General features: G+C 74.0%; 13 protein-coding genes. 6 read left to right on the plus strand and 7 right to left on the minus strand.

The features are described from left to right. Nucleotides 1-99: 99 nt before the first annotated feature. From EL245_RS07225 to EL245_RS07240, 4 genes are all read right to left on the minus strand, one after another. Nucleotides 100-1,098 (minus strand): DUF2993 domain-containing protein, encoded by a 999-nt coding sequence (locus EL245_RS07225; protein ID WP_126382537.1) that lies wholly within the window; start codon nucleotides 1,096-1,098, stop codon nucleotides 100-102. Further along, nucleotides 1,095-1,925 (minus strand): FHA domain-containing protein, encoded by an 831-nt coding sequence (locus EL245_RS07230; protein ID WP_126382538.1) that lies wholly within the window; start codon nucleotides 1,923-1,925, stop codon nucleotides 1,095-1,097. Before EL245_RS07230 ends, EL245_RS07225 begins: the two co-directional genes overlap by 4 nt. Before the next feature lie 169 nt (nucleotides 1,926-2,094). Beyond that, the gene (locus EL245_RS07235; protein WP_161512766.1) at nucleotides 2,095-3,036 is read right to left on the minus strand and encodes an FHA domain-containing protein; all 942 of its coding nucleotides are present in this window, start codon (nucleotides 3,034-3,036) and stop codon (nucleotides 2,095-2,097) included. Beyond that, nucleotides 3,036-3,809: a PP2C family protein-serine/threonine phosphatase gene (locus EL245_RS07240; RefSeq protein ID WP_126382540.1), complete on the minus strand. Its 774-nt coding sequence runs from the start codon at nucleotides 3,807-3,809 to the stop codon at nucleotides 3,036-3,038. The genes EL245_RS07235 and EL245_RS07240 overlap by 1 nt, the downstream gene beginning before the upstream one ends. Before the next feature lie 193 nt (nucleotides 3,810-4,002). Between EL245_RS07240 and EL245_RS07245 the strand changes: the two genes are divergently transcribed. From EL245_RS07245 to EL245_RS07260, 4 genes are read left to right on the plus strand one after another with little or no spacing between them, the layout of a single operon-like run. Further along, complete coding sequence (locus EL245_RS07245) at nucleotides 4,003-5,142, plus strand: variant leucine-rich repeat-containing protein (RefSeq protein WP_126382541.1); 1,140 nt, start codon at nucleotides 4,003-4,005, stop codon at nucleotides 5,140-5,142. Between the two features lie 24 nt (nucleotides 5,143-5,166). Then, nucleotides 5,167-6,417, plus strand: coding sequence for an MFS transporter (locus tag EL245_RS07250; RefSeq protein WP_126382542.1), 1,251 nt, complete (start codon nucleotides 5,167-5,169; stop codon nucleotides 6,415-6,417). Nucleotides 6,418-6,475: 58 nt separating this feature from the next. Next, a complete protein-coding gene (locus EL245_RS07255; RefSeq protein ID WP_408608363.1) occupies nucleotides 6,476-7,816 on the plus strand; it encodes a glycosyltransferase 87 family protein in 1,341 nt (446 codons plus the stop codon). A 16-nt stretch (nucleotides 7,817-7,832) separates the two neighbouring features. Continuing rightward, nucleotides 7,833-8,981 (plus strand): App1 family protein, encoded by a 1,149-nt coding sequence (locus tag EL245_RS07260; RefSeq protein ID WP_126382543.1) that lies wholly within the window; start codon nucleotides 7,833-7,835, stop codon nucleotides 8,979-8,981. A gap of 57 nt (nucleotides 8,982-9,038) precedes the next feature. On the opposite strand, the gene EL245_RS07265 is transcribed toward EL245_RS07260, so the two are convergent. Then, nucleotides 9,039-9,944 carry a VIT1/CCC1 transporter family protein gene (locus EL245_RS07265; RefSeq protein WP_232009646.1) on the minus strand — a complete coding sequence of 302 codons (906 nt, stop codon included), beginning with the start codon at nucleotides 9,942-9,944 and terminating at the stop codon, nucleotides 9,039-9,041. 279 nt (nucleotides 9,945-10,223) lie between these two features. Between EL245_RS07265 and EL245_RS07270 the strand changes: the two genes are divergently transcribed. Then, entirely contained in the window at nucleotides 10,224-10,523 is a 300-nt protein-coding gene (locus tag EL245_RS07270) for a YtxH domain-containing protein (RefSeq protein ID WP_126382544.1), read from the plus strand. Nucleotides 10,524-10,601: 78 nt separating this feature from the next. On the opposite strand, the gene EL245_RS07275 is transcribed toward EL245_RS07270, so the two are convergent. Continuing rightward, nucleotides 10,602-11,402: a trimeric intracellular cation channel family protein gene (locus EL245_RS07275; protein WP_197719385.1), complete on the minus strand. Its 801-nt coding sequence runs from the start codon at nucleotides 11,400-11,402 to the stop codon at nucleotides 10,602-10,604. Between the two features lie 126 nt (nucleotides 11,403-11,528). Here EL245_RS07275 and EL245_RS07280 point away from each other — a divergent pair, with 126 nt between their 5' ends. Next, a complete protein-coding gene (locus EL245_RS07280; protein ID WP_126382545.1) occupies nucleotides 11,529-12,443 on the plus strand; it encodes a cation diffusion facilitator family transporter in 915 nt (304 codons plus the stop codon). A gap of 181 nt (nucleotides 12,444-12,624) precedes the next feature. On the opposite strand, the gene EL245_RS07285 is transcribed toward EL245_RS07280, so the two are convergent. After that, the gene (locus EL245_RS07285) at nucleotides 12,625-14,499 is read right to left on the minus strand and encodes an ABC transporter ATP-binding protein (RefSeq protein WP_126382546.1); all 1,875 of its coding nucleotides are present in this window, start codon (nucleotides 14,497-14,499) and stop codon (nucleotides 12,625-12,627) included. Nucleotides 14,500-14,509 lie beyond the last annotated feature (10 nt).

The raw sequence follows: 14,509 nt of genomic DNA on the forward strand, positions 1-14,509 counted from the left end.
CGCACGGGACCGGCTCAGGTCAGGGCTCCCGGGAACCCGCGGCTCCTCGCCTCCTGCGTCTCGTCCTGCGCCTCGGTGCACCCGGTCACGGGTGAGGGGTCACAGTGCTGAGAGGTCGACCTCAGTGCCTCGCATCGTCAGACGCAGACCGTCGCGGGCGACGTGCGCCTGCGTGAGCGACAGGCCCAGGGGCAGGGCCTCGGGACCGATGGTGATCTCCGAGCTGTCGAGTCCCATAAGGGACAAGGGGGTGCGCCCGGCGAGCTCGGCGTCGAGGTCGACGGGGGCTCCCTGGAGCGTCGCGCCGGTGATCGTGAGCAGCAGGCCGCCCTCCGGGGTGACGGAGGGCTCGATGGTCAGGGTCGCGTCCATGCCCAGCACCGAGGTCTCGGCCTCGAGGGTGCCCGGCTCGGTGCCCGAGCCGTAGGTCTGCGCCCCGATCGTCAGGTCCGGCGCCTCGGCCGACGCCGAGGCCACCATGGCGCCCAGCTCCTCAAAGCCCAGGGAGGCGACGGCCTCGACGCTGTCCACCGTGTGCGGCGCCTCCAGCCCGACCCCGCGCAGGGAGACCTCGACGTCGAGGAGCTCGACGCTGCTCACGTCCCCCAGCCCCCCACCGGCGTCCTGCTGCTCCAGCACGAGGCTGGCGGCGCTCACGTCGAGGACATCCAGGCTCCCTGCCAGCACCTGGGGGACGACCAGCCCCTCGGTGCTGATGACCGCGTCCTGCGACAGCCCCGGGACCAGCTCGCGCACGACCCCGTCGAGGCGGGAGCGCGCGTACCTCTCCCCCGCGACGCCCACCCCACCGAGCACGAGCGCCACGAGGAGCACGACGAGCACGGCGCGCCCGGCCGCGCGACGGCCTCGACCCCGCGGGGCCCGCCGCGCGACGGCCGCGGCACCTGAGTCGGCATGATCCGACGTGTCAGCCGTGTCGTCCGGGTCGTCCGTGTCGGCACCTGCGTCGACCCTCGGCTCCTCCTGCGCGGGGCGCCCCGCCTCAGGTGGTGAGACGACCGGTGAGCCGGTGGGCGGGCTGCCGGGCTTGCTCAGGTCGTCCTCCGCCCGGTCCTGTGAGGGTCCGGTCCCGGTCACCCCCCGGCCTCCCCCTCCGCGCGGGCGCGACGGGTCTCGACCGGGGCCGTGTGGACCTCGGAGTCCTTGGCCGCCTGGTTCGCGGCGAACTCCTCGTCAAGCATGGGCAGGTCCTCTGCTGTGACCATGAGGGTGGACACCGCGTGCTCGACCAGCGCGGTGCGGCGGTTGGAGGCGGCGCCCCCGGCACGTCCGCCGCGCAGGCCGCGCACCCCGACGCGGTCGAGCTTCTCGCAGACGTTGTCGAGCTTGCGGTTGAACTTGGTCAGTGGCCAGCCCAGCCGCTTGGCCGCGGAGGCCGAGGAGGGGATCTCGGCCGCTCCGGTACCCGCGCGGCGCAGCACCGGCTCGGACAGGGCGAGCACGAGCAGTAGCTGGGACCTCGTCATCGGGGTCACCCCGATCGTCGTCTGCCCCCCGGCCTGGCGTGCCTGGCCGATGCCGGTGAAGCGGTCCTCGCCCGAGGAGATGAGGTCGATCTCGTAGGTGGTGGGGCCCGCCGAGAAGGTGAGGATGACCCGGGGGAAGACCAGGGGCATGCGGGCACCGGGCGCCAGACGGGACTGGACGAGGCCGTCGCCGTCGGTGAGCATCGCCGACAGGCGGGAGCCCTCGTTGGCGATCCACCACAGTCCGGCGTCGTGCGCCAGCACGAGGAAGCGGCGGTGCAGGTACGGGTTGTCGTCGATGTCGAGGTCGCCGCCACGGCCGATGACGAAGGTGTCGTCGACCGAGACGCGGTGGACCTCCCCGGAGAAGTCGAGCACGAGCTCATTGGGGCGGGACGGGTCGACCTCGGGCAGATCGGTCCAGCTGTGGTCACTCATGTGGTCTCCTCGGGCTCGGGTGGTCAGCGGTGACGGGGCTGATGGACTGTGCGGACTGTGCGGGTTGCGTGAGCTGTGTGGGCTGCCAGGGCGGTGCGTGCGGGGTCGCGGGGCGCGGGCCCTGTCGGCACGGGGCCGCCTGCGCCGGGCGCGTGGGGCTGTGCACGACTCATCCGGGAGGCTCGACGCGGAGCGTGACGCCGTCGCCCACGTCCAGCAAGTCTCCCACGTACAAGGGCGTGGGCAAGGCGGTGGCCAGGAGCACCGGTGCCTGTCCTGGCCGGACGAGCACGGTGCCGTTGTTCGAGCCCAGGTCGCGCGCCAGGACGTTCCAGCCCGCGGTGGTCACGAACAGGTGCGAGCGCGACACGAGGTGGGTCGGGCTGGGCACGGCGAGCAGGGCCATGCCCGGCTCGCCTCCGGCCTGCGGCTGCGGGGCCCGGCCCACGACGACGTCACCGTGCACCCCGACCGACTCACCGGTGGACAGGACGAGGACCGCCAGGACCGGGCGGGGCACCCGACGCAGCTCGCCCGTCAGGGGCGCGACGCACATGTGGCAGCGAGGCGCGTCAGGCGGGTTGGGATGGCCCGATGCGCACATGACGGAGGTGATGAGGGGGCGAGCCGGGGGCCGCTCGCCCCGCAGCGCCCCGGTGGGCGCCGACTCGCTCGAGGCCGCCGACCTGATCGCCTCGGTGGGCACGGACAGGGCCTGCACCCTGGGGTCCTGGCCCGTGGGCTCAGGCGCCGGCTCGGGTGGCGGGGCAGGGCGTCGGCGCCGGCGCCCTGATCCCGGCTCCGGCTCGGGGAAGCGGCTGGCCAGCGGCAGCGGGGCCGAGGGGTCGTGAGCGGCCCAGCCGCCGACCTCCTCGGGCTCACCGGAGCCGGCCTCCTCCACCCACACGCCGGTGTCGACCGCCTGGCGCCCGAGGGCCGCGATGTCGTCGGGGTCGATCCACACCCCGGTCCGCTCCGGGTCGAGGTCCTCGGTGTCGGCGGGCGAGGGCCCGCCGAGCAGCTCCAGGACACGGGCGTCGAGGTCGGCGGGGGCGTCAGGGTCGAGCACCGCGGTGCCGTAGCGCCCGACCACCTGACGTGGCGCGGACATCATCCCACCCCCTCGCGCAGGTCGACCACGAGGGCGGTGACGTTGTCGTGCCCTCCGGACTCCAGGGCGGCGGCCACCGCCATCTCGGCTGTGCGCTGCGGGGGCAGCCCGGCGCCGATGACCGTGGCCAGGGCGTCGTCGTCGAGCTCGTCGGTCAGGCCGTCGGAGCACACGAGGAGCCTGTCGCCCTCGCGGGCGGCCAGGGCGTGCAGCTCGGGGACGGCGGGCTCGTCCAGGCCCGCGCCCAGCGCACGGGTGACGACGTTGCGACGGGGATCACGCCTGGCCTGCTCGACACTGATCTCACCGGCCTCGACGAGGTCCTGGACCTGGGAGTGGTCCCGGGAGACCTGGCGCAGAAGGTCGTCGCGCAGCAGGTAGACCCGCGAGTCGCCGATGTTGAAGACGATCCACGTCGGGCCCTCGTCGAGCTCGGCCAGGACGACGCCGGCCACGGTGGCCCCCGGGCGGTGCGCGGCGTGGGAGGGGATGGCACTGACGTCACGGCCCGCCGCGAGCACTGCGCTGACCACCTCGCCGGGATCGGTGACGACGCCTCCGGCCAGCGGGGCCAGGGCGGTCAGGGCGGCCCGCGTGGCCGCCCGCCCCGCGGCGTGGCCGCCCATGCCATCGACGACGACGAAGGCGGGGGGCACGGCGAGGTACCCGTCCTCGTTGACGTTGCGATGGCGGCCGACGTCGGTGGCCGCTCCGACCACGAGCGCGTCCCGGAGCGGGGCCGTCGCGGTCCTGACGACGCTGTTCTCGCTCATGAGCGCCTCCTCCGTGCACGGCTCGTCGGTTGGACAAGCCAGACGATACCGGGCCCGGGCACGGAGTTGTGCCCTCAGGTACCCTCATGGGTACCGGTACCCGCCGGTGCCCTCCGGCGTCTCCCCGCGCTGCCTGTCCCTGGCGACGGCGGTGGACACGATGACGAGGGCGTATCGATGTGTGGAGGCCCTCATGACTCAGGCTCAGGACGATCTCGTCGCGCGCGCGAGCGATCCGAACGCGGAGCTCACGACGCTGCACGAGCTCGCCAACAACTACCCGGGTCTGCGCCCCTACATCGCTGCGAACCCCCGCACCTACCCCTCGTTGCTCGAGTGGCTCGGGTCGCTGGGAGACCCGGCGGTCGACGCCGCCCTGGCCCGCCGCAACCAGGCCGCCCCCACCGTCGCGGTGGACCCCGCCACGGCGCGCGCCGCAGCGGCCGGGACCGCGGCCGCGGCAGGGGCCGGCGTGCAGGGCGCCGCGGGCACCAGCATCGACGCCGGCCCGCCGACCGAGAGCCTCCTTCCCGCGGCCATCCAGCAGCAGTACCAGCAGCAGTACCAGCAGGCCGCTGCCCCGACGACTCCCTACCAGCAGCCCGCGGCGGCAGCCCCCTACCAGCAGCCCGCGGCCCCGGCGGGCCAGTACCAGCAGCCCGCGGCCCCGGCGGGCCAGTACCAGCAGCCCGAGGACGCGGGCGTGTTCGGGGTGGGCACGACCACCCCCGAGCCGGAGCAGCCCCACCGCTCGGGGACGTGGCTGTGGGTCCTGGGAGGGATCGTCCTCGTCGTCGTCGTCGCGCTCATCGTGTGGTTCATGACCTCCGACGACGGGCAGACGCCCTCGACCGCCCAGACGACCGAGCAGTCCCAGGCCGCGCCCGAGCCCACCGAGGCCGGGACCACCGAGGCCTCGCCCTCGGCCACGCCGACCCCGAGCGCCACCCCGACCCGCGAGCTGCGGGCACCGGCCCCCGAGGACGCGCTGGAGCTGAGCTCCTTCTCCTCGCCCAGCGGCAACATCACCTGCGTCCTGGGGGAGGAGTCGGTCAGCTGCACGATCAACGAGCACGACTTCGTCCCGACCGACGCCTCGTGCGGCAACGCCTCGACGATGCCCTTCACCGTGAGCGTCGGGGCGGACGGCCAGGCCACAGGCAACTGCAACAGCGACTTCTCAGCCGCGGGCGCGACGCTCAACTATGAGGCGAGCGCCGCCTCGGGAGACTTCGCGTGCACCTCGACCGAGGCGGGGATCGAGTGCTGGAGCCAGGTCTCCGGTGAGGGCTTCCGGCTGTCGCGCACGCAGGCCGAGACGACGACCCGCTGACCAGCCCCGGAGCCACCCACCACCGTGTCCAGCACCTACGGGCGCGTCCTGCGCACGCCCGGCGCACTCAGCTTCTCCGTCGCGGGTCTCCTCGCACGCTTCCCGATGTCCATGGTGGGCATCTCGACGATCCTGGCCGTCCAGGCCGTCTACGGCAGCTACTCGGCCGCGGGGACGGTCGCGGCGACGCATATCGTCGCCTCCGCCGTGTGCTCCCCCCTCCTGGCCCGGCTGGTCGACGCCTACGGCCAGGCGCGGGTCATGACACCGGCGATCATCCTGTCGGCCCTGGCCCTCGTCGGGCTCATCGTGGCGACCCCGACCCGCGCCGACCTGTGGGTGCTCATGGTGCTGTCGGCGCTGGCGGGCGCCCTGGGAGGCTCGATGGGCTCCCTCGTGCGCTCGCGCTGGACACTGGTCCTGTCCACCCCCGACGACCTGCACACCGCCTTCGCCCTCGAGGCCGCCTTCGACGAGATCGTCTACATCGTCGGGCCGGTTCTCGCCACCGCGCTGAGCACCTCACCGGCCCTGCCGGTGACGAGCGGCTGGATCGCGGCCCTCGTCCTCCAGGTCGGCGGCGGCCTGTGGTTCCTGTCCCTGCGCGGCACCGAGCCCCCCGTCCACGGGCACCGACGCCGTGAGCACCTCGGTGGGGCGCCCACGGCCCGGACGACGCCGGTCCTGCGTCGCGGGGCGGCTGTGGCGGTGGTCGTCGTCTTCCTGTTCTCGGGGTCCATGTTCGGCGCCAACGACGTGGCCGCCGTCGCCTTCGCCACCGAGCTCGGCCAGAAGTCGGCCGCCGGCATCGTGCTCGCGGGCTGGTCGATCGGGTCCCTCGCGGCGGCCCTGGTCTACGGGACGCGCTCGTGGGGCTGGCCCCTGTGGAAGCAGTTCCTCGCGGGCACGGTCGCGGTGGCGGCCGGCGCCTCGACCCTCATGGCGGCCCCCAACCTCATCGTCCTCACCGCGATCATGGCCCTGACCGGGATGGCGATCGCCCCGACGCTGACCACGGGCTACAACATCATCCAGGTGACGGTGGCCCCCTCACAGCTGACCGAGGGGCTGGCGTGGGTGGGGACCTCCCTCAACATCGGGGTCTCCCTGGGCTCCCTGCTCGCGGGCTACGTCATCGACGCCCGGGGCAGCCACGGGGGCTACCTGCTCGTCGCGGTCACCGCCTGGGTGAGCGTCCTGGCCGCGGTGGCGGCGCTGGGCGCGCTCAAGCAGGCCCGTTCCCACGCCAGCCTCGACGCCGCGCCGCAGGCGTGACCAGGCCGGGCTGGTCGGGCTAACCGGGCTGGCCGTCCAGGCGTCTAGACTTCCGCGCGTGCACTCCCTGAGACGAGCGCTCAGCGCGCCGACGGCCATGGTCTGCGGGTGGCTGGTCCTCGCCGCCACGTGCTACCCGAGCCTGTGGGGCAAGGACGGCGCCGGCCTGTTCAAGCTCGACGCCTGGATCTACTACCACGCGGTCGCGCAGTGGCACGCCGGCGGAAGCCTCTACGACTGGTACGCCAACCCGGCCGACCACCTGTGGCCCTTCACCTACCCGCCCTTCGCCGCCGCCGTCCTCACCCCGCTGACCTGGGGGAGCGACCGCCTCGCCCAGGTCGTCCTCGTCCTGGCCACACCGGCCTGCGCGGCGCTGACCTCGTGGGCGGTGCTGCGCGCCCTGGGCACGGCGCGCACCGTGGCCCGGGGCGCGGCGCCGTGGCTGGCGGCCGGCGGGGTGATCGTCCTGGAGCCGCTGCCCAAGACCATGGAGTACGGTCAGGTCAACGCGGTCCTCATGGCGATGGTCGCCCTCGACCTGCTCGTCGTGCCCGAGCGCTCGCGGTGGAGGGGGGTGCTCAGCGGGCTCGCCGCGGCCTTCAAGCTGACCCCGGCCATCGCGGTCCTCGTGCTGCTGGCCCGCCGCGAGCTGCGGGCGGCGGCGACCATGGCGCTCACCTCCCTGGGCGTGACCGCGCTGTGCTGGCTCGTGTGGCCGGCGGAGTCCGCCGAGTTCTTCGGCTCGGCCATGTGGGACCCGGGCCGTGCCGGCCTGAGCGACTACTCGGGCAACCAGAACCTCATGGGGCTCGTGGCTCGCTGGCTGCCCGAGGATGCCTGGCGTCCCGTGTGGGCCCTCGCCTCGCTCGTCGTGGTCCTCGCCGCCATGGCCCTCCTCGTGTCGCTCACGCCACAGCGCTGGGGGCGCGCGCCGGGCCGCCTCCTGCGGGCGGCGTCGCCGCGGGGGCCCGCGGACGGCACTGAGGGCGGGGCGCGCGAGGAGGACGGGCTCGTCATGCTCCTCGGCCTGGTCATCGCGATGACCACGGGACTGCTCGTGTCCCCGATCACCTGGTCCCACCACTGGGTGTGGTGCCTGCCGCTGCTCGTCGCGCTCACCGCAGCCGCCCACCGCTGGGCGAGCCCTGCTCTGTGGGTGACGGCCCTGGCGGGGGCGGCCGTCTTCGCGCTGGCGATGCAGTGGTGGTTCCCCGAGCAGAACCACGTCGAGCAGGACTGGCCCGTGTGGGCCGGCGCCGTCGGCTCGTCCTACACGTGGTTCGCCCTAGCGGCAGGGGCGGTCCTGTGGCGAGAGCTCCGAGGGCTGCACCGGCCCGACGGCGCCCCCGGCACCGAGGAGGACGGCGCTCAGCGGGCGCGGCCGACGTCGGACTGACCGTAAGATTCTGCCCGTGCCCTTCTCCGCCGTCGCCCGTGCCGTCGAGGACCAGTTCCACCACGACACGATCCCAGTCCTGCGACGCCGCGGCTGGCGGCCACGCGTCATCCCCTACGACGGCTACGGGTCCTCGGCCAACGGCGACCGACAGCAGGGGGAGGGTGACATGGCGCGCGTCCTGGCGCGCATGGTCATGCGCCCCCAGGACGCCCCGAAGGAGGGGCCGCTGTTCGCGCGGCTGCCCGAGGAGATCCCCACCACCGCCAAGGACGTGCGTGAGGTCCGCGACATCACCGCCACCAACATCCTGGCGGCCCAGCGCGGATGGCGCATGTTCATCGACGCCCCCGTGCCCTACCTGCCCGTCACGGTGCGGGTGGGCGGGGCAGCCGTGCGCACCCGGGCGGACCGCAGCGGATACGTCGACGTCGTCGTGCGCGGGCACGGCCTGGCCCCGGGGTGGCACGAGGCGCGCATCGAGGCCGCCGGCTCCCAGCCGGTCACGGCCTCCCTGCTCATCGTGGCACCCGGACCCAGGCTGGGGGTCGTCTCCGACATCGACGACACGGCGATGGTCTCCCACGTGCCACGCATGTTCGTCGCGGCGTGGAACCAGCTGGTCAAGCACACCTCCCGACGCGAGCCGGTGCCGGGCATGGCCGAGATGCTCACCCGGATCCAGCAGGCGCATCCGGGCACCCCGGTCATCTACCTGTCCACCGGAGCCTGGAACGTCGTGCCCACCCACCGCGCCTTCTTCAAGCGCCACGGCTTCCCGCGGGGCCCGATGCTCATGACCGACTGGGGCCCGACGAACACCGGCCTGTTCCGCTCGGGGATCGAGCACAAGCGGACCGGGCTGCGACGCCTCATGATCGACCTGCCGGAGGTGCGCTGGGTGCTTGTGGGCGACGACGGCCAGCACGACCCGCTCATCTACGGTGAGGTCGCCCGAGAGCACTCCGACCGGGTGGCCGCGGTGGCCATCCGGCGCCTGAGCCCCGCCGAGCACGTCCTGGCCGGCACCCAGCTGGCGCATCCCATGGGACTGGGGCCCGAGGCGCGCACGCTGGCCGAGGCCGACGTGCCCGTCGTCGTGGGTGCCGACGGCGAGCAGCTGGCCCGCCGTCTTCCCTCCGGGCTACTCACCCCGCAGGGCTGAGCCCCGGCCTCGGCCGGGGCTCGCTCCAGCGGCTCAGCGCGCGGCCGGACCCCCGATTCAGACGCTCACACCGATGAGGTGACCGATTCCCCAGGTCACCGCCATGGCCAGCGCCCCGCCGACGACGACACGCAGGACGGCGGGGCGCACGGGGGCGTCGCCCAGGTGCGCCGAGACCCCGCCGGTCAGCGCCAGCCCGAGGAGCACCGCGACGAAGGTCAGCGGGATCTGGACCGACACCGGCAGCAGGAGGATCGCCAGCATGGGGAGCATCGACCCGATCGTGAAGGCGACGGCGCTCGACAGCGCTGCGTGCCACGGGTTCGTGTAGTCGTCCTCCCGCAGGCCCAGCTCGGCGTCGAGGTGCGCACCGACCGCGTCATGAGCACTCAGCTCGGTGGCGACCTGTCGGGCGGTCGCCGCGGACAGGCCCTTGTCGCGGTAGTGCGCGGCGAGCTCGTCGACGCCTGCGGCGGGATCCGCCGCGAGCTCGGCACGCTGACGCTCCACGAGGGCCCGCTCGGTGTCGGACTGCGTGGACACCGACACGTACTCCCCCGCAGCCATGGACACGGCCCCCGCCAGGATGCCCGCGACACCGGCGGCGACGATCGCCCCGGTGTTCGTCGGGTCGGCCGCTGCTACGCCGATGACCAGCCCCGCCACGGAGACCACGCCGTCATTGGCTCCCAGGACCCCGGCGCGCAGCCAGTTGAGCCGCTTGGCCAGGGAGGAGGCGGCGTCGCGAGCTCCGCCACGAGACTGCTCGGCCTCCGCAGACCCACCGCTCGGCCCGGACGCGTCAGGTCCGGGACGGTCGACGTCACGCTCCGGGGTCATCGCCACCGGGGTGAGCCAGACCGCCGTCGGGCAGGGGGCACCGACCTGCCCGGGAGGCGTCTCGAGTGTCGTCGGGGACAGGAGCCTGGGACGGGTCAGGCGGGAGGCGTCGATCGTGCTCACAGCCCTACGGTAGATCTAATGAATTCGGCCGTATAGCAACGAAAGTCTTACCTAAGCGAGGTGTGCCTGACCTGCCGACCACCGTCCCCCGCACCCGCCTCCGCCGTCGACCGGTCGAGGCTTACATGACCGGTCGAAGAACGCGCTCCCGGGGGCGCCGGGGTGGCGGGACACTGCTGGGTCGCCTCGCGACCGCCCGCTGCCGCACCGCCTCCCGAGGGGCCGATCATCTAGAGTGAGGCAGACACGCGTCCCGTCGACCCGCCCTCAGGAGGCACCATGGCGAGCAAGATCCCCTTCCTCATCGGACTCGGCGCCGGGTACGTCCTGGGCACTCGCGCCGGGCGGGCTCAGTACGAGCGCATGAAGTCGGCCGCCTCCCGTCTCGCCGAGCAGCCCTACGTGCGCAGCAAGGTCGACGCCGCCTCGAACCGTGCCAGCTCCTTCGTGCGCCAGCAGGGCGAGGCGGTCACCGACAAGGTCGCGGACGCGGTCAAGGAACGGCTCTTCGGGGCTCCCACCGCGCAGCCCCAGTCGCCGGTGCAGGTCGACGACGCCGAGGTCCGCCCCACCTCCTGAGCGTCGGGCGCGAGGACACCCGGGTCCGTCCGCGACCACCGGGGTCCGTGAGCCGCGCGACACGAGGACCCGCGGGTCTCACAGGTCATCGGGGTGCACGTGACGGCGCCTGCGCGCCCCCGTCTGCCGCCTGGGGCGCGCGAGCAGCGCACGGCGCCAGCCCGTGGCGACCGTCCCGCCCACGCGCCCGTCGCCAAGCGCCCCCGAGCGCTCAGCCCGACGCCGCTCCCGGTCCCCGATGACCGGCAGCTTCCAGGACCGCCAGTAGGCCATGAGGCAGGTGGCCGCGCCGACGAGCGTGGCGGCGAGCATCGCGACCGCCTCGGGCACACCGACCCGCACGAGGGCGACGTCCGTGGCCGCGGAGCACAGTGCGGGCACCGCGTAGAGCTTGTTGCCGCCGAAGACCGCAGGCGTCTCCCCCACCGAGACGTCCCGGATCATCGAGCCGCCGATCGCCGTGAGGCACCCGAGCAGGAGGGCGGGCATGACGCCCAGGCCGTTGGACAGGGCCTTGGAGGCGCCCGTGGCCGCCCAGGTCCCGAGCACGACGGCGTCGGCCACGACGAGGAAGCGGCGGGCCGGGCGCGAGGTGAAGGGGACCCACCACGCGACGGCCGCCCCGGCGCAGGCGGTGTACAGGTAGTAGGGGTCTGTCAGCGCGAAGGGCGGCCCCGCCTGGATCATGAGGTCGCGCAGGATGCCGCCGGCGGTGGCCGTGAGCATCGCCAGGACCACGAAGCCCACCGCGTCGAAGTTCTTCCGGCGGGCGATGAGCCCTCCCAGGATGCCGTTGAGCAGGACGCCGCACAGGTCCAGGACCCTGAAGGTGCTCGAGAGCGTGTCGGTGGCGACGATGTCGTAGGCGGAGGAGCTCACGCCCGTATCATGCCCGCGCCCCGGGACCGGCAGGTGCCTCCAGGGGGCGCATGGTGCGGCGTCGCCGGCGACGGGCGGCCGAAACCCTGAGTCGGTCCGGGCCACCGCCTGCGGCAGACTGACCTCGTGACCTCCCGCTACGCACCCCCCAAGGACCTGAGCGCCTACGCCTGGCTGTCGATCGGAGCCGCCCTGGTCACCATCGGCATGAAGGCCTTCGCCGCCTGGCTGACCGGATCGGTGGGGCTGCTGTCGGACGCCGCCGAGTCGGTGGTCAACCTCGTGGCGGCCGTCGTCGCGCTCATCGTGCTCAAGATCGCGATCAAGCCCGCCGACGAGGACCACCAGTTCGGGCACTCCAAGGCCGAGTACTTCTCGGCGATCACGGAGGGGGTCATGATCTTCGCGGCCGCCGCCTTCATCGTCGTGTCCTCGGTCGAGAGGATCATCACCCCGGTCATGCCCGAGCAGCTCGGCGTGGGACTGGCGATCTCGGTGGCCGCCTCGGCCGTCAACGGCGTCGTCGCGTGGGTGCTCCACCGCCGCGGCCGTGCCGAGCGCTCGGCCACCCTCCTGGCCGACTCCAAGCACCTGGCCACCGACGTCGTCACCTCCGTCGCCGTGCTCCTGGGGGTGACGCTCGTCGCGGTCACGAAGATGCCGGTGCTCGACGCGGTGGTCGCCCTCGGGGCGGGGCTCAACATCATGTGGTCGGGGTACAAGGTCATCAAGGAGTCGATCGACGGGCTCATGGACGTCGCCCCCGGCGCCGAGGCGCTGGAGGCGATCAACGAGGTCCTCGACCGGCACCGCCGCGACGGCGTGATCGACTTCCACGCCGTGCGGGTGCGCGAGGCGGGCAGCCGGCGCTTCGCCCACATCCACGTCCTCGTCCCGGGGCGGTGGAGCGTCAAGCAGGGGCACGACTTCACCGAGGAGCTCATCGACGAGCTCGTCGCCGTCGACGCCAACCTCCGGGTCTCGGCGCACCTCGAGCCCATCGAGGACCCCCGGTCCTACGAGGACCTCGAGGACGTCTGAGCGCCCGCCCGGTCCTGGGCGCCGGGACGGCCAGCCGGTCTGGACCTCCGGGACGGCCAGTCGGCCTGGACCTCCGGGACGGCCAGCCGGTCTGGCCAGCCGGGGCCGGGCGCCTGCGCCGGGACGCAGGGCGGCTCGCCCCCGGTGCCGTCCTGCGACCGAGCGCCGGGGCCGCCTCCGCTCAGGACTCGCGGGCGAGCAGGCGGCGCAGCGGCCCGGTCTCGACCACCAGGAGCTCGGCGGGTGCCCCCTCCTGCACGACACGACCCTCGTCGAGCACGACGACGTGGTCCGAGCCGGCGATGTCGTGCAGGCGGTGGGTGACCTCGACGACGGTGACCGGGCGGCCCTGCCCTCGGCCGACCGCCGCCCACCGCCGCACCGACTCGCGCACCCGGGCCTCGAGGGCGGGGTCGAGGTGGCTCGTGAACTCATCGAGGACGAGCACGCTCGGGCGCATGAGGAGCGCGCGGGCCAGGGCGAGGCGCTGGCGCTGTCCCCCCGAGACCGTGGCGCCCCGTTCCCCGACGACGGTGCGGTAGCCGTCCTCCATGGCCAGGACCTCCTCGTGCACGCAGGCGACGCGGCAGGCCTCCTCCAGCTCGAGGTCGTCGGCCTCGGGGGCGCCCAGCCGCAGGTTCTGGGCGACCGTGGCCCTGAAGAGGTGGGAGCGCTGGGTGACCAGGGCGATCTCGCTGCGCAGGGAGTCGGCGCTCAGGTCACGCAGGTCGGCGCCGTCGACGAGGACACGGCCGCTGGAGGGGTCGTCGAAGCGCAGGGCGAGCTGGGCCAGGGTGGTCTTGCCCGAGCCGGAGGCACCGACCAGGCTCGTCCACCGACCGGTGCGCGCCCGCAGACTCACTCCCTCCAGGGCGGGTCTCGAGGCGCCCGGGTAGGTGTAGGTCACCTGCTCCCACACGAGCTCGTGGGCGGGCGCAGGCGCCAGCGCCATCGTCCCGTCGGGCAGCTCGACCGGGGCGGTGACGACCTCGTGGACCCTCTCGGCGGCGGCGAAGGAGTCACCCAGCGCCGCGGTAAAGTCCTCGACGCCGCGGACGGTCTCGCTCATGCGCAGCACCGCCGCGGCGGCGGCCGCCAGGGCGGCGACGCCCGCCGTCCCTGCGCGCACGGCGTCGGCGCCGGCGGCGACGACGGCCACCGGCCCGGCCAGGACGAGGAGCTGGATGCCGCCCCGGCGCAGGGAGGCGGCCAGTGCGGCGGGCGCGCCCGCCGCGGCGACCTCACGGTCGAGGCGCGCGGTCTGGGCCAGGCGCTCGGCGCTGCGACCGTAGCCCACGACCTCGGCCAGGCCCTGGACGGAGTCGGTGACGTGCTGGGTGAGCCGCGCCCTGGCCGCCGCCCTCCGTCGGGAGGAGGCCAGGGCCGCCCCCCATCCCGCGGCGGGGACGGCCAGGATCGCCAGGGCGAGCGTGAGCGCCCCGGCACCTGCCGCCCACCACGACACCGAGGCGCCGATGACGACGAGGACGGCCGGGGGCACCGTGGCGGCGCAGACGGCGGGGGCGAAGGTGTGGGCGAAGAAGACCTCGATCCGGTCGACGTCCTTGGTCGCACGAGCCAGGAGGTCCCCTGAGCGCGAGGTCACGGTCACCCGGGGGGCGCGGGGGGCCAGGGCGCTGAAGATCTGGGCGCGCAGCAGCTCCAGGGAGGTGAAGGCGACGAGGTGCCCGAGGAACTGCTCGCCGTAGCGCAGGGCCGCCTTGAGCAGGGACAGCGCCACCATCGTCAGAACGGTCGGCCACAGCGCGCCCGGCTGCCGCCCGTCGGCCAGCTCGAGGGCGCAGGAGACGACGGCGTGGGCCGCGAGCGCGAAGAGTCCGACGCCTGCCAGGTGGTCGAGGATCCGGCAGGCCGCCGAGGCCAGCAGCGGAGGCAGGACCGGGCGTGTCACCGACAGCAGCCAGGCGACGATCACCCTGCGCGAGGCGACGGCGCCCCCGGCACCCGGCCGGGCAGCGGGCTCAGCGGCCTTGGCGGCCTCGGCGGCCTCGGCGGGCTCGGCGGGCTCAGCGGGCTCGGCGGGCTCGGCGGACATCGGTTCCCCC

Origin of the sequence: Actinomyces howellii (genome assembly GCF_900637165.1) — a bacterium.
GTDB classification, from domain to species: domain Bacteria; phylum Actinomycetota; class Actinomycetes; order Actinomycetales; family Actinomycetaceae; genus Actinomyces; species Actinomyces howellii.